The 20,234-nt window shown below is 68.8% G+C and carries 16 protein-coding genes and 1 pseudogene; 14 read left to right on the top strand and 3 right to left on the bottom strand.

Annotation, left to right across the window (positions count from 1 at the left end; all coding sequences use genetic code 11):
• Nucleotides 1-122 precede the first annotated feature (122 nt).
• The 5 genes and pseudogenes from IEX18_RS16630 to IEX18_RS16610 all read left to right on the top strand — a co-directional run bounded on the left by IEX18_RS16630 (nt 123) and on the right by IEX18_RS16610 (nt 8,063).
• Nucleotides 123-3,155, top strand: a pseudogene (locus IEX18_RS16630) (TonB-dependent receptor).
• A gap of 113 nt (nt 3,156-3,268) precedes the next feature.
• Complete coding sequence (locus IEX18_RS16625) at nt 3,269-4,837, top strand: tryptophan halogenase family protein (protein WP_229664667.1); 1,569 nt, start codon at nt 3,269-3,271, stop codon at nt 4,835-4,837.
• Between the two features lies 1 nt (nt 4,838).
• Nucleotides 4,839-5,555, top strand: a complete 717-nt coding sequence (locus tag IEX18_RS16620) for a SapC family protein (RefSeq protein ID WP_188660466.1) — start codon at nt 4,839-4,841, stop codon at nt 5,553-5,555.
• Nucleotides 5,548-6,582, top strand: coding sequence for a cupin-like domain-containing protein (locus IEX18_RS16615; protein ID WP_188660464.1), 1,035 nt, complete (start codon nt 5,548-5,550; stop codon nt 6,580-6,582). The genes IEX18_RS16620 and IEX18_RS16615 overlap by 8 nt, the downstream gene beginning before the upstream one ends.
• Nucleotides 6,579-8,063, top strand: a complete 1,485-nt coding sequence (locus IEX18_RS16610) for a tryptophan halogenase family protein (protein ID WP_188660462.1) — start codon at nt 6,579-6,581, stop codon at nt 8,061-8,063. Before IEX18_RS16615 ends, IEX18_RS16610 begins: the two co-directional genes overlap by 4 nt.
• 91 nt (nt 8,064-8,154) lie before the next feature.
• Here the strand turns inward: IEX18_RS16610 and IEX18_RS16605 are convergent, their stop codons facing one another.
• On the bottom strand, nt 8,155-8,970 hold the full coding sequence (locus IEX18_RS16605) for an NYN domain-containing protein (protein ID WP_188660458.1): 816 nt from the start codon (nt 8,968-8,970) through the stop codon (nt 8,155-8,157).
• Nucleotides 8,971-9,148: 178 nt separating this feature from the next.
• Between IEX18_RS16605 and IEX18_RS16600 the strand changes: the two genes are divergently transcribed.
• From IEX18_RS16600 to IEX18_RS16575, 6 genes are read left to right on the top strand one after another with little or no spacing between them, the layout of a single operon-like run.
• Entirely contained in the window at nt 9,149-11,155 is a 2,007-nt protein-coding gene (locus tag IEX18_RS16600) for an HAD family hydrolase (RefSeq protein WP_188660454.1), read from the top strand.
• Complete coding sequence (locus IEX18_RS16595) at nt 11,152-12,297, top strand: glycosyltransferase (RefSeq protein WP_188660451.1); 1,146 nt, start codon at nt 11,152-11,154, stop codon at nt 12,295-12,297. Before IEX18_RS16600 ends, IEX18_RS16595 begins: the two co-directional genes overlap by 4 nt.
• Nucleotides 12,294-13,226, top strand: coding sequence for a galactosyltransferase-related protein (locus IEX18_RS16590; RefSeq protein WP_188660447.1), 933 nt, complete (start codon nt 12,294-12,296; stop codon nt 13,224-13,226). The genes IEX18_RS16595 and IEX18_RS16590 overlap by 4 nt, the downstream gene beginning before the upstream one ends.
• Entirely contained in the window at nt 13,223-14,296 is a 1,074-nt protein-coding gene (locus tag IEX18_RS16585; RefSeq protein WP_188660444.1) for a glycosyltransferase, read from the top strand. The genes IEX18_RS16590 and IEX18_RS16585 overlap by 4 nt, the downstream gene beginning before the upstream one ends.
• Complete coding sequence (locus IEX18_RS16580) at nt 14,293-15,156, top strand: polysaccharide pyruvyl transferase family protein (protein WP_229664666.1); 864 nt, start codon at nt 14,293-14,295, stop codon at nt 15,154-15,156. Before IEX18_RS16585 ends, IEX18_RS16580 begins: the two co-directional genes overlap by 4 nt.
• Nucleotides 15,153-16,073, top strand: a complete 921-nt coding sequence (locus tag IEX18_RS16575; protein ID WP_188660438.1) for a glycosyltransferase family 2 protein — start codon at nt 15,153-15,155, stop codon at nt 16,071-16,073. Before IEX18_RS16580 ends, IEX18_RS16575 begins: the two co-directional genes overlap by 4 nt.
• Before the next feature lie 14 nt (nt 16,074-16,087).
• Here IEX18_RS16575 and IEX18_RS16570 read toward each other — a convergent pair whose 3' ends face one another.
• Nucleotides 16,088-16,399: an ArsR/SmtB family transcription factor gene (locus IEX18_RS16570; RefSeq protein ID WP_188660435.1), complete on the bottom strand. Its 312-nt coding sequence runs from the start codon at nt 16,397-16,399 to the stop codon at nt 16,088-16,090.
• Nucleotides 16,400-16,531: 132 nt separating this feature from the next.
• Here IEX18_RS16570 and IEX18_RS16565 point away from each other — a divergent pair, with 132 nt between their 5' ends.
• Complete coding sequence (locus IEX18_RS16565; RefSeq protein WP_188660432.1) at nt 16,532-17,266, top strand: SDR family oxidoreductase; 735 nt, start codon at nt 16,532-16,534, stop codon at nt 17,264-17,266.
• Nucleotides 17,267-17,319: 53 nt separating this feature from the next.
• Here the strand turns inward: IEX18_RS16565 and IEX18_RS16560 are convergent, their stop codons facing one another.
• Nucleotides 17,320-18,213, bottom strand: a complete 894-nt coding sequence (locus tag IEX18_RS16560) for an SDR family oxidoreductase (protein WP_188660429.1) — start codon at nt 18,211-18,213, stop codon at nt 17,320-17,322.
• 96 nt (nt 18,214-18,309) lie between these two features.
• Here IEX18_RS16560 and IEX18_RS16555 point away from each other — a divergent pair, with 96 nt between their 5' ends.
• Entirely contained in the window at nt 18,310-19,149 is an 840-nt protein-coding gene (locus IEX18_RS16555) for a helix-turn-helix transcriptional regulator (RefSeq protein ID WP_188660426.1), read from the top strand.
• A gap of 120 nt (nt 19,150-19,269) precedes the next feature.
• The gene (locus IEX18_RS16550; RefSeq protein ID WP_229664665.1) at nt 19,270-20,169 is read left to right on the top strand and encodes an alpha/beta hydrolase; all 900 of its coding nucleotides are present in this window, start codon (nt 19,270-19,272) and stop codon (nt 20,167-20,169) included.
• Nucleotides 20,170-20,234: the final 65 nt, after the last annotated feature.

Genomic DNA, 20,234 nt, shown 5'->3' with positions numbered 1-20,234 from the left:
GATGGGCGCATGCAGGTCGGCTCCACGACGGCGCAACAACAGTCCCGAAGACCGCCACAAGCGGCGGCATCGGGGCGCCCGGCACCATTGCAGGTGCCGCGGAAGCTATGGGGGGGATGAAGATGCGAGGCTTTTCGGCGCGTTCGATTTCGAAGCTGGTCCTTGGTACGTCGGCGATCGCGCTGATCGGCGCGCCGGCCCTGGCGCAGGATGCCGCTGCGACGATGGGGAATAGCGACCCGTCGCAGATCGATCCCCAACCCGGCGCGGCGTCCGTGGCCGATCCGTCCGGCACCCCGTCCGACCAGGACATCGTCGTCACGGGTATCCGCGCCTCGCTGCGCGCCTCTGCGGACATCAAGCGCGACGCGCTGGGCGTGGTCGACGCGATCTCGGCGGAGGATATCGGCAAGTTCCCGGACACGAACCTCGCCGAATCGCTTCAGCGCATCACCGGCGTGTCGATCGACCGCTCCAACGGCGAGGGCTCGTTCGTCACGGTGCGCGGCCTCGGCCCGGACTAAAATCTGGTGATCCTCAACGGGCGTCAGCTGCCGACCTCGATCCTGGGCGACGGGGCGAACGGCTCGCGCGCCTTCGACTTCGCCAATCTCGCCTCCGAAGGCATCGCCGCGCTCGAAGTCTACAAGTCGGGCCGCGCCACGATCCCCTCGGGCGGCATCGGCGCGACGATCAACATCCGCACGCCTCGCCCGCTCGACCGTCCGGGCACCCGCGGTTCGCTCGCGGCGCGCGGTGTGATCGACACCTCGCAGAACGGCAAGAAGGACATCACGCCCGAAGTCTCGGGAATCTTCTCGACCACGCTGGCGGACGACCGCATCGGCATCCTGGTCAACGGCGTGTACCAGAAGCGGCGTGCCTCGGTGAACCAGGCCAATGTGGGCTGGCGCGACGGGACGCTCGGCACCGAGAACAACTGGGGCTCGCTCGCCCAGCCCGGCGATCCGCGTGCGGCGAACATTACGAACCGGCCGAGCGGCAACACGGTCTATCAGGTCCCGCAGAACCTCAGCTACGATCTGAACGACATCCAGCGCGAGCGCATCAACGGCCAGCTGGTGCTTCAGGCCCGGCCCAGCGATACCCTGACCGCGACCGCCGACTTCACCTATTCGCGCAACGAAGTGAAGACCCGCAACAACAACCTGGGTATCTGGTTCAACCACAACGACACGTCGTCATCCTGGACCGACGGGCCGATCGCCGCGCCGATCTTCTATACCGAGCGCTTCACCGCGGGCGAGACCAAGGACCTCCTCTACTCCAGCGGCTACACGGCCGGCCGGACCGAGAACAAGTCGCTGGGCGGCAACCTGAACTGGAAGGCGCCCGGCGGCGTCACCATCGAACTCGACGCGCATCATTCGACCGCGGAGTCGAAGCCGACCAACAAATATGGCAACGTCAATTCGCTGGCGACCGCGATCTTCGGCGTCGCCAGCCAGACGATCAACTTCGAGGACAAGCTGCCGGTCGCCTCGTTCACCATGCAGCCGGGCATCGATCCCCTCAACGCGGCGCTACTCACCCCATCGGGCAACCGCTACAGCAACTCCTACTTCCGCGACCGGATCAACCAGGCGCAATTCAAGGCGCATTACGACCATGACGGCGGCTTCCTCGACTCGATCGACTGGGGCTTCGCCTATACCGACAACAAGGTCCGCTCGGCCTTCGGCCTGCTCCAGAACGACACCTGGGGCGGCGTCGGCGGGGACAGCGCAACGGCCCGCAACGCCGCGGCCGCGGTGATTCCAGACTCGATCTTCTCGCCGATCAGCGTGCCCAAGGCGTTCAAGGGGATCGACGGGGCGAAGTCCGCGTCGCTGGTCCAGAGCTTCTACGGATACCGGTTCGAAGACGTCCTGTCGCGGATCGACCAGGCGTACGGCGTCTGTGGCGGCGACGGCAACTGCCTCGTCCCCTACACGACCGACCGGCGCATCCGCGAAAAGACGATGGCGCCCTATCTGCAGATCAACACGCGGTTCGATCTCTTCTCGCACCCCGCGCACCTAGTCGGCGGACTGCGCTACGAAAGCACCACGATCAAGTCCTCGGCGCTGGTGCCCGTCCCCACCGGGACGCGCCAGAACTCGCCCAACGAATTCAACGTCATCTACTCCGGCCAGACCAGCTTCACGACCTTCTCGGGCGCGTACCACGAGTGGCTGCCGGCGATCGATCTCGACATCCAGCCGATCCGTAACGTGAAGCTGCGCGCCTCGTACAGCCATACGATCACCCGTGCGGACTACACCTCGCTCCAGGGCGGGCTGACCGTGGACACGCTGTTCCGCGCCGGCGGCAACGGCACGGGCGCGCAGGGCAACCCCAATCTGCAACCCTATAAGTCGAAGAACATCGACCTGTCGGCGGAATGGTATTACTCGCCCGAAAGCTACTTCTCGGTCAGATACTTCCGGAAGAACGTGTCGAACTATATCGGACAGACGCAGGTCCGGCAGAATGCCTTCGGCCTGCGCGATCCGGCCAACGGTCCCCGCTACCGCGCCGCCACGGCGGCGCTGACCGCCGCCGGACAGGATCTGACCTTCACCAACATCCGCAACTACTTCTCGGCCAATTATCCGGGCTCCGTCGTCAACGGTGCGATCCTCAGCGCGCCCGAGGACGGCCCAGTGACCTTCGTGATCTCGCAGCCGTTCAACAGCGACGACAATGCGACCATCAACGGCTTCGAATTCGCGCTCCAGCACAGTTTCTGGGACACCGGCTTCGGCACGCAGCTGAACTACACGATCGTGAACGGCAACCGGCCCTATAACAACAATCTGCCGGCCAGCGTCTCTCAATTCTCGATCAATGGACTGTCCGACAGCGCCAATGCCAGCCTGTATTACGACAAGAACGGCATCCAGGTCCGAGCATCGTACAACTATCGCGCGGAGTTTCTGGCGAGTGGCGGCACCAATCCCTACTATATCAACAGCTACGGGCAGCTCGATGCGAGTGCCAGTTGGGAGTTCATACCGGGTGTGACGGTGTTCGCAGAGGCGATCAACCTGACGGGCGCCGATCGCAGCGGCCATGTCCGTTCTGCAAAGGCGGTGACCTTCGTGGCCAAGCAGGATGCGCGCTATTCGGCGGGGCTGCGCTTCAACTTCTGATCGGCCCGCAATCCGATCATCGGGCACGGCCAGTTCCGCAATGGAAAGTGGACGTGCCCGGCCCCCACCGGCGAGGCGGCGGGGCCAGTTCGAACAAGGATGCGACAAGGCAGGTGGCGGACGGGACCGAAACCCGAAGCATCGTGATCGTCGGCGGCGGCACTGCCGGCTGGCTGTCCGCCTGCGTCCTCGCCGCGCGGATCGGCGAGGTCGCAACCCACCCGGTCGACATCACGCTCGTCGAGTCCCCCGATGTTCCGACGGTCGGCGTGGGCGAGGGCACCTGGCCGACGATGCGCTGCACGCTCCGGCAGATCGGCCTCGACGAAGCGGCTTTCCTCCTCGAATGCGACGCGGCGTTCAAGCAGGGCTCGCGCTTCGACGGATGGCGCACCGGCGCGGCGGACGATCGCTACTGGCACCCGTTCGTGCCGCCACCCGCAGTGGACTCACGCGCGCTCGTCGCCGGCTGGCAGCGCCATGGCGGCGGCCGGGCCTTTGCCGATGCGGTCAGCCCGCAGCCTGCGATCGCCGCCCTCGATCTCGCCCCCCGTCAGCGAGACATGCCCGGCTATGCGGGCGCGCTCAATTACGCCTATCATCTCGATGCCGGCAAGTTCGCGGCGTTGCTCGCGCGGCATGGCGCGGGCCGTCTTGGCGTTCGTCATGTCCGCGATCATGTCGTCGCTATCGTGCGATCCGCCACCGGCGACATCGCCGCGGTGTCGACCCGCGATCACGGCGCCATCGCCGGCGATCTCTTTCTCGATTGCACCGGTCATGCTTCATTGTTGATCGGCGGCGCGCTCGGCAGCGGCTTCGTCGACCGCTCCGCCACCCTGTGCAACGATCGCGCGCTGGCGGTGCAGGTGCCGGTCGGGCCCACCACGCCGATCGCGGCGCAGACCATATCGACCGCGCACGAGGCGGGATGGCTGTGGGACATCGGCCTGCAGAGCCGGCGTGGCATCGGCTGCGTATACGCTTCGCGCTTCATGGACGACGATGGCGCCGCCGCGGTGCTGCGCCGCTATCTGTCGCGCGCGGCGCCGGGCATCGACTACGGGACGGTGCCGGTCCGGCAGCTCCGCTTCCGCTCCGGGCATCGCGAACGGTTCTGGGTTCGCAACTGCCTGGCGGTCGGACTGTCCGCCGGCTTTTGCGAGCCGCTCGAGGCCTCCGCCATCGTCCTGATCGAGCTGTCTCTCGATGCGCTGCTCGCCAACTTCCCGCAGGATCGCACCGCGATGGACGTGCAGGCGCGCCGCTTCGACCGGCTGTTCCACTATCGCTGGGATCGGATCGTCGAGTTTCTCAAGCTTCACTACGTCCTCAGCCGGCGTGACGAGCCTTACTGGCGCGCCCAGCGCGACCCGGACACGATCCCGCCGCGACTGGCCGAACAGCTCATGGTCTGGCGCGAGCAGCCGCCGTCGCAGGCCGACCTGCCCCATGTGGACGAGATCTTCCCGCCCGCCAGCTATCACTATGTCCTGTACGGCATGGACCATCCGGCCCCGGCGATACCGCCCGCGACCGGCGAAGCCCTGGCCGAACCGTTGACGCTGCTGCGCCAGCGGACGCGGGCGCTCGCGGCCAGCTTGCCCACCCAGCGGGCCTATTTTGACGGTCTGCGCCGCGCGGCGGCCCAAGGCCCTGCATCCTCTTCGGGACTTCGTTGACATGGCCCAGCATGCGATCCTCACCCCCGCCACCCATGCGACGACGCGCATCGTCCCTGAACGCAGCGTCGCGATGGGCGACGGACTGACGAGCTGCCTCGTCGTCCCGGATGAATTCCGCCGCGCCCAGCACGAATATCTCATCCTCTTCCGCCGCGACATCGCCCGGGATCGCACCGACGCTGTCGTTCTTCTCGGGTTCGAGACCGGCGAGAACCTCTATCTCAAGGACGGCCGCTGGGATGCGCGCTACATCCCGCTCGTCATGGACGTGCAGCCCTTCCTGATCGGGCGCTTCGCGCCGGATGTGGCGGGTGGCCAGGTCCATATCGACATGGACAGCCCCCGCCTGAGCGACACCGAAGGGACGCTCCTGTTCGATGTCGATGGCCAGCCGACACCCTATCTGGAAGGAGTGATCGAGAAGCTCGGGGCGCTCGACACGAGTTATCGGGCCAGCGAGGAGTTCTTCGCCGCACTCCGACGGCACGACCTGCTCGAGCCGCTGACCTTGGAGGTCGCGCTCGCCGACGGTTCGGTGAACCAGCTCGTCGGCTTCCAGGTCATCGACGAAGACCGACTGATCGATCTGGACGGCAGCGCCCTCGACGATCTTCATCGTGATGGGCATCTGATGCCTATCTTCATGGCCCTCGCGTCGCAGAGCAACCTGCCCGCCCTGATCGCCCGCAAGAATGCGGAGCTGACGCATGGCTGAGATGGACGCGGGGATTTTCGCCGCCCTGTCCAGGGTAGAGGTGGTGACGGTCGCCGACGCCGCAGATCTCGATGCTCGGCTGCGCGCCGCGACGCGCCCCTTCATCGTGAGGGGCCTGGTCGCGGACTGGCCGCTGGTCCGCGCCGGCCGCCGCTCCGCGCAGGCGGCGCGCGACTATCTCCTCGCTCTGCGTCGCGACATCCCGTTCACGGTCTCGATCGGCACCCCCGACAGCGACGGCCGCCTGTTCTACGACGCGGGGATGGCGCTGAACTTCGCCACCGTGCAGTCGCGGCTTCCCGACATCTTCGCGCAGATCGCGGCGCAGGAAGAGGGGACGGCGACCAGCCGCCCCGTCTATATCGGCGCGGTCGACATGAAGACCCCCTTCTGCGGTTTGCAGGATGCCAACGCCCTCGATCTGGGCGACCGCACCCCCATCGCGAGCATCTGGATCGGCACCCGGTCGCGGATCGCGGCGCATAACGACGTTCCCGACAATCTCGCCTGCGTCGCCGTCGGCCGACGTCGCTTCACCCTGTTCCCACCCGATCAGTTCGCCAACCTCTATCTCGGCCCGATCGACCATACACCGGCCGGCCGCGCGATCAGCATGGTCGATTTCCACCGACCGGACTTCGCCGCCCATCCGCGTTTCTGCACGGCGCTGGGCCACGGTCTCGTCGCGGAGCTGGAGGCGGGCGACGCCCTCCATATTCCCGCCCTGTGGTGGCATCATGTCGAAGGGCTCGACGCCTTCAACGTCCTCGTCAACTATTGGTGGCGCGAGACGCCGCGCTGGCTCGGCCAGCCCCAGGACGCGCTCAACCACGCGATCCTCAGCGTCCGTGACCTGCCGGCGGGGCAGAAAGCCTATTGGCGCGCCATGTTCGACCATTACGTGTTCGAAAACGGTCCCGACACGGTCGGCCATATCCCCGAACAGGCACGCAGTATCCTGTCGCCCCTGACCGCGGAGGCCGCGGGACGGCTGCGAGCCTTTTTGCTGCGGGCGCTGGGCCGATGAACGACGACCGCATCGTTCATGTCGTCATCGCCGGCGGCGGCACGGCCGGCTGGATGGCCGCCGCGGCGATCGCCCGCATCATGGGTCGCATGGTCCGAGTCACCCTGATCGAGTCCGATGCGATCGGCACGGTCGGCGTGGGTGAATCGACGATCCCGCCGCTCGTCACCTACAACCGGCTGCTCGGCATCGACGAGGCCGCGTTCATGCGCGCGACCCAGGCGACCTTCAAGCTCGGCATCCTGTTCAAAGGCTGGAAGGATCCGGAAAGCAGCTACTTCCACTCCTTCGGATTAACCGGCAAGGATCATTGGGCCGCCGGCTTCCAGCATTTCTGGCTGGAGGCGCGCCGACGCGGCCATCCACAAAGCTATGACGATTACTGTCTCGAGCTGCGGGCCGCCCTAGACGGGCGCTTCGCCCATCTTCCCGAAGATCCGCTGAACTACGCCTATCAGCTCGACGCGACGCGCTACGGACAGTTTCTCCGCGGCATGGCGGAGACGGACGGGGCCACCCGGGTCGAAGGGCGGATCGCGCAGGTCGAGCTCGACGGCGAGAGCGGCGATATCGCCGCGCTGATGCTCGAATCCGGCGCTCGGATCGAGGGCGATTTGTTCATCGACTGTACGGGGTTCCGCGCGCTCCTGATCGAGCAGGCGCTGCATGCCGGCTTCGACGACTGGTCGCACTGGCTTCCCTGCGATGCCGCCATCGCGGTGCAGACGCAGAGCGTGGGACCGCCCGTCCCCTATACCCGAGCCATGGCCCATGATGCCGGCTGGCAGTGGCGCATCCCGCTTCAGCATCGCGCCGGCAACGGCATCGTCTACTGCTCGCGCTATCTCGATCATGAGCGCGCGCGCGACCGCCTGATGGGCAATATCGAGGGTGCACGCCTATCAGAGCCGAACATGCTGCGCTTCGGCACCGGCGCCCGGCGCAGGCAGTGGCACCGCAACTGCGTGGCGATCGGCCTGTCCGGCGGCTTTATGGAACCGCTCGAATCCACGAGCATCCACCTGATCCAGCGGGCCATTCTGCGCCTGCTGCGGCTGTTCCCCACGCAGGGCGGGATCAGCGAGCGCGACCGTGCGGAGTTCAACGACCAGCAGTCGATTGACATGGTCCAGATCCGCGACTTCCTGATCCTCCACTACAAGGTCACGGATCGGCGCGACAGCGCCTTCTGGCGCTATTGCGCGGCCATGCCGATCCCCGATACGCTCGAGCAGAAGATCGGGTTGTTCCGCGATACAGGCCGCGTCTTCCGCCGGAATGAGGAGTTGTTCGCCGAGAACAGCTGGGTCCAGGTGATGATGGGACAGGGCCTGCTGCCGCGGGCATGGCATCCGGTCGCCGGCAAGCTGCGCGACGACGAACTCGACCGGATGCTCGGATCGATGCGCGAACGGATGAAGCGAACCGTGTCGGGCCTGCCCGCCCATGCCGACTATGTCGATCGCTATTGCAGATCGTGAGGACCGCGCTGCGTGGCCTCACGCCACAACAAGATGTCACCGATGCTTCGGTGTCGCTCGGCGCGGACCGAACGACCCTATGCTCCCCGATCTAGATTTCCGGCGATGGCGCCCGGGCCTTGTTTCGCTTGTCCGCCACATAGGCATGGCCGCTCGCGGATCTGACGATGTCGAACAGCCTGGTCTTCTCGAATAGGTCGGTAAAGCTTTTCGCGCCATAGGCGCGCGGGTCGATGGCGGCCTGGCGCTTGGTCTCGCAGCCCACGGCCGCGATCGGCGCCCATCCGTCCTGCCGGGCGCAGGCTTCGACCCCGCTGCGCAGGGCAATGATCAATTTCGTGTCGCCTGCCAGGTTCCGGACCGGCGTCGCGAGACGGACGGCAATGTCGTCCACGGTCGCCGGACCGGTTTGCGGGCCGCCGGCGCCGTTCCCGGCAATGGCGGTGCCGTCCCCGCCGCCATCGAGGTACAGGAAGCTCGTACAGGCGTTGACGAATGGTTTGGGCGTCTTCCGCTCACCAAAGCCGTGGACGTCGCGGCCATTGGCCTTGAGCTGCATCACCAGGGGCGTGAAGTCCGCATCGCTGGAGACGATGCAGAAGCCGTCCAGCCGCTGGGTATAGAGCAGTTCCATCGCGTCGATGACGAGCGCCATGTCGGTGGCGTTCTTGCCGGTCGAGTAGCTGAACTGTTGCATCGGCCGGATGGCGAACAGGTGCAGCTTCTCCTTCCATCCCTTCAGCGTCTCGCTCGTCCAGTCGCCATAGGCGCGGCGGACGTTGGCGATGCCGAAGGCCGATAGCTGCGCGACGATCGCATCGATCTTCGAAGGCGCGACATTGTCGGCGTCTATCAGCAGCGCGATCCGTCGATCGGGCGTCGACGGTGCAGGATGCTCCCGGATCATGCGGCAGCCTTGCATGCCGTGTCTTACCAAAGCGCAAAGTGGTCGCCGAACGCGCCCTTTCGGCCTGCTCCGCCCTGTCCCGACACGGCACACCAGAGCGTAAAAACTAATCTAGATAGATACTTCGGAGCAAAATTGCCGAAGCCACGTTACGCTCCAGCAATGAAAAGGGGCGCTCGTGATCATCCTTCATCTGGCGCTCGGCGGTTGTCTCAAGGCGCCTCCCACGGACTTCGGCATCACGGCTGATACGGGCGGGCACATCGCCTATGTGCTCGACGCCGCGGCGCATCAGGCGCGGCTGCCGGACGTCGATCGGGTGATCATCGCCACCCGCCTGTTCGAGGATGCCCGGCTCGGCTCTGCCTATGCGCAGCCCGAAGAGACGGTCGCGCCGGGACTGACGATCGCGCGCATCGCCACGGGCGATCGGCGCTACCTCGAGAAGGAAGCGCTCGGCGCCGATCTCCCCGCCTTCACCGCCGCCTTTCTCGAGCATCTCGCCGGGATGCCGCGCCGACCCGACGTGATCCATGCGCATTTCGCCGACGCCGCCGCGGTGGCGATGGCGGCGCAGCGCCGCTTCGGCATCCCGTTCGTCTACACGCCGCACGCGCTCGGCATCGACAAGCGCGCGCAACGGATCGCCTGTGCCGGGCTCGAGACGCGGATCGCGGCGGAGGGCGCCGCGATCGCAGCCGCCGCGGCGATCGTCGTCTCGACGCGGGAAGAGGCGACGGAGCAGCTCGGCGGCTATGGCGTGGCGCTCGGCGCGCGGGTGCATGCCATCGCGCCGGGGGTACCGCGCCGCGACCTGTTGCCGACGCGGCCGACCCTGGCGGACCGGCTGGGCGAATGGCTCGATCGGCCGGAGCGGCCGATCATCCTCGCCGTTGCGCGGCCCGTCGCCAAGAAGAACCTCGCGGCGCTGGTCCGCGCCTATGCCGGCGATGCCACACTGCGCGGGACGGCCAACCTCGTCATCCTCGCCGGGCGGCACGATCACGCCTCGGAGGACGAGCGCACGGTGCTGGACGAACTGCACATCCTGGCGGCCGATCCCGGGCTGAAGGGTCGCATCGCCCTGCCGCCGCAACACGATGCGGACGACGTGGCCGCGCTGTATGCCCGCGCCGCGCGGGGCGGCATATTCGTTAATCCGGCGTTGCACGAACCGTTCGGACTGACGCTGATCGAGGCCGCCGCGGCGGGCGTGCCGGTGGTCGCGACCCGCAACGGCGGTCCGGCGGAGATCGTCGAGACGCTCGGCCACGGCTTGGTCGTCGATCCCCGCGATACCGGGGCGATCGCCGCGGCGATCCGGGCGATCGTCGGCGATCCGGCGCGCCACGCGCACTGCGCCGCCGCCGGCATGCGCGGCGCGGACCGATATTGCTGGCATCGCTATGCCGCCGCGACGCGCACGCTCTATGGTCGACTGGCGACGCCGAAGCTCCTCGCCAGCGATATCGACAACACGCTGACCGGCTGCCTCCCCGCCGCCGCCGAGTTCGCACGATGGCGGCAGCGCGCGTCGCTGCCCTTCGTGGTGGCGACCGGGCGCAGCTTCGACGCGGCGCGGATGATCCTGCGCCGCTGGCGCCTGCCCTCCCCCGACGCCTTCATCGTCGATGTCGGGACGCGCATCATGCTGCCCCATGGCATCGGCGGATGGCGGGCCTGCGACGACTATGCGCGGCGTCTGGACGAGAATTGGGATCGCCCGGCCGTCATCGACGCGCTCGCGCCGCTCGGGCTTGCGGCGCAACCCGCCGCGACGGCCGGCCCGCACAAGATCAGCTTCTATGGCAGCGCCGCCGATGCCAGTCGGATCCGCGCCGCCCTGGACGCGGCGAAGCTTCAGGCCCGCATCGTCTTCTCGCACGACCAGCTGATCGACGTTCTGGCGCCCGGCGGCGGCAAGGCCAGCGCGATCGCCGCCTATGCCGCGCTGCATGGCTGGACGCTCGCCGACTGCGTCGCCGCGGGCGACAGCGGCAACGATGCGGACATGCTGGCGGCGTGCGGCCATGCGATCGTCGTCGGCAATGCGAGCGGCGAGCTGGCGCAGCTTCCCGTGCGTCCGGGCCTGCACCGCGTCGCGGCGCATCACGCCGCCGGCGTGCTCGAAGGGCTGGCCCTGCTCGGTCTCGCCCCCGTCGATGCCGCGGCGGTAGCGGCATGACGCAGCCCTTCGGCTATTTCGTCCACCACCAGGGTCGCGGCCATGCGGAGCGGTGCGCCGCGATCGCGCACGCCCTGCCCCCGTCCCGGCCGCTGACCATCTTCAGCGCGCGCGACGACATCTTTCCGGCCCTGCCCGGGCATGTCGAGATCGTCCGCCTGCCCTCGCTGTTCGAGCCGTGTGGCGACGAGCCGCAGACGATGGACTGGGTGCCGACGCCGCAGACCCTGCATTGCGCGCCGCTCGGCTGGCCCGGCATCCGCCGCGCCATGGCGACCCTCGCCGCCTGGTTCGACAGCGCCAACCCCGCGCTGATGATCTGCGACGTCTCGGCGGAAGTGGCGCAGCTCGCGCGGATCTGCTCGGTGCCCCACGTCAAGATCCTCCAGCATGGCGACCGCGACGACCCGGGCCACCGCGCCGCCTATGACGGCGCCGCCGGGCTGCTCGCTCCCTATCATGCCGCGCTCGCCCAGCCCGAATGGGACGCGGCGATGCGCGCCAAGACGTGTTTCGCGGGCGGGCTCGGCGTCGATGTGCGCATGCCCGAGCGCGAGGTCGCACGCCAGCGGATCGGCGTCGCCGTGGACGAGGAGGTGATCCTCGTCCTCTCCGGCGGCGGCGGCGAGGGCTTCGCGCAGGCGCCGCTCGGCGTCGGTGCACGCGCGCGGCCGGGCGCACGCTGGATCACGATCGGCAAGGTCCAGCGCGACTGGCACGCGACCGAGCCCGCCAATATCGAACATCGCGGCTGGGTGGAGGATGCAGCCGACCATATCGCCGCCGCCAATCTCGTCGTCGCCTCGACCGGCAACACCAGCTGCCAGCAGATCCTGGCCGCGGGCCGACCCTGGCTGGCGGTGCCGGAATGGCGCTATTTCGACGAGCAGCACCGCAAGGCGGAGGCGCTGGCCGCCGCCGGCGTCGCCTGCGTGCGCCCGCACCTTCCGTCCTCGGCGCAGGGCTGGACCGCCGCCCTGGCCGAGGCACGGGGCGGGCATTGCCCGGATCGTCAGCGCGCGATGATCGACGATGCACCGGCGGATCGCGTCGCCCTGTGGCTGGAGGCGCTCGCCCACCGGCTGTGGACGCCGGTCCCCACCCCCATGACCCTCCCCCCTCTGGAGACCCGCCGTCCATGACCACCGTTTCCGTCGTCACGCTGGCGAAGGGCCGCGCCGATCACCTGGCCAATGTCGTCCGCGGCCTGTCGCGCCAGACGCAGCCGCCGGTCGAGCTGATCGTCGCGGTGATGCAGGACGAACTCTACGTGCTGCCGAACGCTCCCTTCCCGATCCGCCAGATGTCGGTGACGGCGGACGCGCTGCCGCTCGCCGCCGCGCGCAACGCCGCCGCGCGCGCCGCCAGCGGCGAGCTGCTCGTCTTCCTGGACATGGATTGCATCCCGACACCCGGGCTGATCGCCGACTATGCCGGCTTCGCGAGCGAGATCGACGCACTGCTGATGGGCGAGGTGATGTACCTGCCGGGCGGCGCGACCGCGGGGGACTGGGACTATGAGGGCTTCGCCGCGGTGGCGGAGAAGCATTCGGACCGGCGCGGCCCGCCGCCGCGCGGCTGGGAGGCCTGTTCCGACTATCGCTGCTTCTGGTCGCTCAACTTCGCGATGCGACGCGCGACCTTCCTCTCGGTCGGCGGCTTCGACGAGCGGTACAGCGGCTATGGCGGCGAGGATACCGATTTCGGCAAGACGCTCGACATGGCGGGGGTGCCGATCGCCTGGATCAAGGGCGGCCTCGCCTATCACCAATATCATCCCCATCACATGCCGCCGGTGCACCATGTCGACAGCGTCGTGCGCAACGCGCAGCTGTTCGAGGCGAAATGGGGATATCGCACCATGGGCCACTGGCTCCACGCCTTTCGGCTGATGGGGCTGATCGACGACGCGCCGGGTCGTCCGATCCGGATCCTCCGCCGCCCCGATGCGCACGATCTGGCGCTGACCGGCCAGCAGAGCCATCAGCCCTATGCGAACACCGCGCGCGTGCTGCGCCAGCTGGCGGCCGCCGCCGCTGCGGCAACGCCGCGCGACTCCGTCGCGGCATGAGGATCGCGATCCTCGCCCATGTCCGCCAGCGCATCGCCCAGCCTTTTGCCGGCGGGATGGAAGCGCATTGCTGGGCGCTCGCCGCCGGGTTGCAGGATCGCGGCCACGACGTCGTGCTCTTCGCCTCGGGCGACAGCGACCCGCGCTTCGTCATCGATCCGGTGATCGCCGAACATTATGAGCGCACCTTCCCCTGGGCGGAGCATCGCGGCTCAGCGCCGCTGATCGCGCATCTCGATAGCGGCTATGACGCCGCCTGCGACCGGATCGCCGCCGGCGGCTTCGACGTCGTCCACAACAACAGCCTCCACCGCTTCCCGCTCGAGCCGCGGCGCACCGGCCGGGTGCCGACGGTCACGTCGCTCCACGTCCCGCCCTATGACGCGCTCCGCTGGTTCGTCGCCGCCAGCCCGGCCGCCCGCCACCGGCTGACGGTCACCTCCGCGCGGCAGCTCGCCGCCTGGTGGCCCGAAGGCGCCCCGCCCCAGGCCTCGGTGCTGCACAACGGCATCGCGGTCGAACGCTGGCCCTATCGGCCCGGCGGCAATGGCGAGGCGGTATGGTGCGGGCGGATCACCCCGAACAAGGGGCCGCATCTCGCCGCCCGCGCGGCCCGGGCGGCGGGCGTGCGGCTGACGCTGTTCGGCGCGATCGAGGATCCCGACTATTGGCGGGCGGAGGTGGCACCGCTGCTCGGCCCCGAAATCGCCTATGGCGGCCATCTGGACGGCGCGGCGCTGGCGGAGGCGCTCGGCGGCGCTTCGCTGTTCGTCTTCACGCCCTGCTGGGACGAGCCGTTCGGCCTCGTCGCGGCCGAGGCGATGGCCTGCGGTCTGCCGGTCGCCGCCTTCGACATGGGCGCCGCGCGCGAGGTGATCGGCGACGCGGGGGCCTTCGCGCCGGCAGGAGACGTGGCGGCGCTGGCCCGTGCGATCGAGGCCGCGCGCGCCATTCCGCCGTCCGTGCCGCGCGCACGGGTGCAGCGCCTGTTCACCCAGGAGCTATGGCTCGACCGTTGCGAGCGTCTCTACGCAGAGGTCGCCGCGGGCGATGCGATGCTCGCGGCGTGAGCGACGTCATCGCCGGCCAGCAGGCGGCGCTCGACACCGCCTATCGCGGCTTCGTCGGCGCGGGAGACCGCTACGCGCTGCTCGACTTTCCCGACCACCCGAATGTCGGCGACAGCGCGATCTGGCTTGGCGAGATCGCACTGTTGCGCGCGGTCACGGGCCGCGATCCGGACTATGTCTGCACCTGGCATGATTTCGACGAAGCCGCGTTCCGCCGCGCCTGCCCGGACGGCGTGGTCCTTCTCCATGGCGGCGGCAATCTCGGCGATATCTGGCCGCATCACCAGCGGCTGCGCGAGGCGGTGCTGGCGCGGCTGACGGACCGGCGCATCGTCCAGCTGCCACAGTCGATCCATTTCGGCGATCCCGCAGCCGCCGCCCGCTTCGCCCGGATCGCCGTCGCGCATCCGGACTTCACGCTTCTCGTCCGCGACCGGCCGAGCCTCGCCGCCGCGCGCGGCTTCGTCGGCGGGCGGGCCCTGCTCGCGCCCGATTCCGCCTTCGCAATCGGCCCGCAGCCCCGCGGCACGGCCGACCAGCCGCTGCTCGCACTGCTCCGGACCGACGCGGAGCGGATGGGCGATCGGGACATACCGCACGGCGTGCAACCGGTGGACTGGCTGGAGGACGAGGAGCCCTTGCCCGACGACCGCAACGCCCGCGCCGCCGCGCGGCTCGCCCGCGGCCTGAAACTGCTCTCGCGCGGCGAGCGGATCGTGACCGATCGATTGCACGCCCATATCCTCGCGCTGCTGCTCGGCATCCCGCATCACGTGCTCGACAACAGCTACGGCAAGCTCGCTGCCTATCTGGACAGCTGGACGGGCGGTTCGCCGCTCGTGCGCCGCGTGGCGGCGTGACGCTGCCGGTCGCGATCAGTCTGCTGGTCTGTACGCGCGACCGCGCCGGGCCGCTGCCCGCGCTGCTCGCCTCGATCGCCCGCGCGGTCGAACGCGGCGCATCGCACGCGATCGAGATCGTCCTCGTCGACAACGGTTCGAGCGACGCGACCCCGCAGGTGCTGCGGGCTTGGCAGGCGGCGCAGACCTTTCCGGTCCGCGTGCTGGACGAGGCGAATCCCGGCCTCGCCCGCGCCCGTAATTGCGGGTTGGCCGCGGTTCGCGGCGCGATCGTCGCGATGACCGACGACGACTGCGTCCTCCACCCCGATTATTTCGAAGGCCTCGTCCAAAGCTTCGCCGAAGCCGACGGGCCGGCGATCGTCGGCGGCCGGATCCTGCCCGGCGATGCCCGCGACCTGCCGGTGACGCTGAAGCTCGAGGATCATCCCATGGTCGCGCCGCCCGGTGCCTTTCCGGGCGGCTTCATCATGGGCGCGAACCTCGCCATGAGCCGCGAGGTGATCGCGCGCGTCGGCCGTTTCGACGAGCGGTTCGGTGCGGGCGCGCCGTTCGTGGCGGCGGAGGACACCGACTTCCTGTTCCGTGCGCTCGGCCTCGGCATCCCGGTCCGCTACGATCCGCGCTTCGCGGTCGACCATCACCACGGCCGCCGCGCCGTGGCCGACGAGACGAGGCTGCTCGCCGGCTACAGCTTCGGCGACGGGGCGCTCTACGCCAAGCACGTCTTCCGCGACCGCCGGATCCTCACCTTCCTCTGGCAGGATCTGGCGGCGCTCTGGCAGGACGTCGTCCGTCCGGTCGCAACCCATAGGGGGATCGCGCATTTTCGCGCCTTCTGCCTCCGCCACAAGCTTCGCGGCATGACCGCCTTCGCCCGTGCGCGGCTGTTCGGCACGACCCCGCGCATGCTCTGATCCCGTCTGCCCGGTCAGTCGATCCGGTTGGCGAGCACCGCGTCGAGCAGCCCCGGAAAGCGGCGGTCGAAGTCCGCACGGCGCAGCGTGTTGATCATCTCGCGCCCGGCCTGCGTCGTTTCGATCAGCCCCGCCGCGCGCAGCAGCTTCAGATGGTTGGACAGCGTGCTTTTGGGAATCGTGTCGCAGGGCGCGGCATCGGTGCAGCTCAGCCGCTCGGTGGCGGCGAGGCGCGCGACCATGCCCAGCCGATTCGGGTCCGCCAGCGCGTGCAACGCCAGATCGAGCGGAACATCCTCCAGCCGCGGATGGGTGAAGCGGGCCATGGACCGGATATAGGCACGACCCGCAAATTTAATAGTTCGGGAATATTGAACTGTTGAAGCGGCGCGCCATCTTCCCGCCTGCCGACAGCGCACGAGGCCGTGATCGCGGGCGGAAAAATTCGGAGAAAACACATGTCAGTCCAGGGCAAGAAGGCGCTCGTCACCGGTGGATCGCGCGGGATCGGCGCAGCCATCGCAAAACGACTGGCGGCCGACGGCGCCACCGTCGCCATCACCTATGCCGGCAACAAGACGGCGGCGGACGCCACGGTGGCGGCGATTGAGGCTGCGGGTGGCACCGCCTTCGCCTTCCAGGCCGATGCCGCCGATCCCGCCTCGCAGCGGGCGGGAGTCGAACAGGCCGCCGCGGCGCTGGGCGGGATCGACATCCTCGTCCACAATGCCGGCGTCGCCGAATTCTCGACGGTCGCCGAGGACAGCGATGCGACCTACGACCGCCAGTTCGGCGTCAATGTGAAGGGCCTGCATGTCGGCACCCGTGCCGCCCTGCCGCATCTCGCCGACGGGGGCCGCATCATCCTGATCGGCAGCGTCTCGGGCGAGCTCGCTTTCCCCGCCACCTCGGTCTACAGCGCGACCAAGGCCGCGGTTGCGGCGCTGGCGCGCGGCTGGGCGAAGGATCTCGCGGCGCGCGGCATCCTGGTCAACACCGTCCAGCCGGGCCCGATCGACACCGACATGAACCCCGCCGACAGCGAGTTCGCGCAGCAGGCGACGACACTCGTCCCGCTCGGCCGCTACGGCCGGGTCGAGGAGATCGCCGGCGCCGTCGCCTTCCTCGCCGGACCGGATGCCAGCTACATCACCGGCACCACGCTCAACATCGATGGCGGGCTGACCGCCTGACGCGGCGCCGGCGGCTTGCCTTGAAGGGCGTGCCGCCGGTGGCTCGTTGCGCCTCAGGCGTGCGCGAAGTCCATGGCGGCAAGGTCGGACAGCAGGTCCGGCCCGACCGGCTCCCAGCCGAGCCGCGCCCGCGTCCAGCTGCTCGACGCCGTCATGTCGAGCGTCGCGAAGCCCGCCATCCAGCCGAAATAGCGTTCGGCCTCCTCCGTCGCGATCGACCGGACCGGCAGCCCCGCACCCGCGCCGATCGCCTCCGCGATCGCCTTCATGGCGATGCCCTCTTCGGCCGATGCATGGTAGCGTGCGCCCGGCTCGCCCCGTTCCAGCGCCAGTGCGTAGAGCCGTGCCACGTCGCCGACATGTGCCGCCGCCCAGCGCGACCCGCCCTCGCCGATATAGGCGACCGCGCCGGCCCGGCGCGCCTCGCCGATCAGCGGCGTGATCAGGCCTGCCTTATGGGTGTCGTGGACCTGCGGCAGGCGGATCGTGCGCACGTCGATGCGCCGCGCGGTCAGGCCGGCCGCGGCGAGCTCCGTGGCGATGCGCGGATTGGCATGATGCGGGTTCAGCACATCCTCGGTGGCCGGGCCGCCATGGCGCGGCGTTCCGATCCCGACCCCGGAGGTGATCAGGATCGGCCTGCCCGTCCCCTCCAGCGCATCGCCCATCGCCGCGATGTTCCGCGCGTCCTTCTGCGTGTTCTCGACGAATCTCGCGAAATCATGGTCAAAGGCGCAATGGATCACCGCATCGGCTAGCGTCGCACCGCGGGAGAGCGAGGCAGGGTCTTCGAGATCGCCACGACACGCCTCGACCCCCGCCGCCTCCAGCCGTCGCGCGCCCTCGTCCGAGCGGGTCAGGCCGATCACGTGGTGGCCGCGCTCTTGCAGCTCGGGGATGACGTGCGAGCCGATGAAGCCGGTCGCACCAGTCAGGAACACACGCATGGACGCTCTCCGATCGTTGGAGAACCCGGTATCGGGCTGCGGCGCAACCTGTTAAATACGTGACCTTATCATGGTATAGCCGGCAACAGGATCGATATGCCCCGCGACCTGCCCAATGCACTCGGCACCTATCTGCGCGACCGGCGCAGCCGCCTGGACCCGGCGGCCTTCGGGCTCGCCGGCGGGCGGCGGCGGACCCCCGGTCTGCGCCGCGAAGAGGTGGCGAGCCGTGCGAACATCAGCCCGACCTGGTATACCTGGCTCGAACAGGGTCGCGGCGGTGCGCCTTCGGCCGACGTGCTCGACCGCATCGCCAGAGGGCTGATGCTGACCGATCCGGAGCGCGAGCATATCTACATGCTGGCCCTCGGTCGCCCGCCCGAAGCGCACTATCGGCCGGTCGACGGCATCTCGCCGCGCCTGCAACGGGTCCTCGATGCGATGCCGCTCAGCCCGGCGATCATCAAGACCGCGATGTGGGACGTGGTCGGCTGGAATCGCGCCGCGACGCTACTTCTGACCGACTATGCCCGTCTGCCGCGCGAGGAGCGCAACATCCTCCGCATGATGTTCGGCAGCGACCATGTCCGCACCCGCAACGCCGACTGGGAGACGATCGCCCGCTTCGTCGTCGGCGCCTTCCGCGCCGATGTGACGCGCGCCGGCGCCGCCAACAGCGCCGCGGCCGCAGCGCTGGTCGACGAACTCTGCGGGATCAGCGCGGACTTCCGCCAGCTCTGGCAGGACAACGATGTCGTCTCGCATGGCGAGGGCGTCAAGCGCATCCACCATCCCGAAGCCGGGCTGCTGGCGATGGAATTCGCTTCCTTCGCGGTCGAGGGGCGCCCGGAGCTTGGCATGATCGTGTACAATCCCGTATCCGACGACGATCGCGAGCGGCTGAGCCGACTTCTCGCAGGTCGCATGCAGGGCTGACCTTTGGGCGCCTTGCGGTCGATCCAGCAAAGAGCCTTGAAAAACCGATAGATTATCTGCTTCGCTGCCATCGATGGTGATGGCGGTAGAGGATCGGCGATGATGCGGTATCGGGCATGCGTGGCACTGGCGCTGGCACTTGCCGCCCCTTTGCGGGCCGCCCCGCCCGCGCCTGCCGCGTCCGACCCCGCCCCCGTCGAACAGCCTGCCCTCAAGCGCATCCCGCTCTGGCCGAACGGCGCGCCCGGCGTGAAGGCACGGCGTGGAGAGGCGGAGATCGGCCGCGACTATTGGGTGCGCAACATCCACGATCCCGCGCTGCTCGCCTTCCCGGCCGATCCGAAGCACCGCAGCGGCGCCGCGGTCATCGTCATCCCCGGCGGCGGTCACCGCCTGCTGGTCTGGACCAACGAGGGCACCAAGGTGGCGACCGCGCTGAACCGCATGGGGGTCACCGCCTTCGTCCTCAAATACCGTCTCGCGAACGAGCCGGGCTCGATCTACACCGTGGCGGGCGATGCGGCAGACGACGCCCGCCGCGCCGTGCGCTGGGTGCGCGCCCATGCCGCCGACTATGGCATCGATCCGGCGCGCATCGGCGTAATGGGGTTCTCCGCCGGCGGCGAATTGGTGTCGCTCATCGCGGACAATCCCGAACCCGCGGGCAGGCCGGTCACCGATGCGATCGATCGGATCAGTGCGCGGCCCGATTTCCAGATCCTCGTCTTTCCCGGCCCCGCCGGACTGCCGGCCAAGGACGTCGCGCACGCGCCGCCGGCCTTCATCACCGCGGGCTCGCTCGACCAGTGCTGCGCCGCGCCCTCGGTCGCGCTCTACCAGCAGCTGCGCGAGGCGCATGTCTCGGCCGAGCTGCACATGTATGCAGAGGCGGACCACGCCTTCAATCTCGATGAATCCAATCGCATCTCCATCCTACACTGGCCCGACCGGCTGGCGGACTGGCTGGCCGATGGCGGTTGGCTCGACGGCAGCGCCGCGCCCGCCCGTCATCCTGGATAGCACCGGCCGCACCGCGACGTTCACTGATTTTCAACGCTTTGTTCAGGCCGGCCGGAACGTTCGCG

Source organism: Sphingomonas metalli, from assembly GCF_014641735.1.
Taxonomy (GTDB): domain Bacteria; phylum Pseudomonadota; class Alphaproteobacteria; order Sphingomonadales; family Sphingomonadaceae; genus Sphingomonas; species Sphingomonas metalli.
Note: the sequence above shows the minus strand (reverse complement) of the source record. Positions and strands in the feature narration are given on the sequence as shown.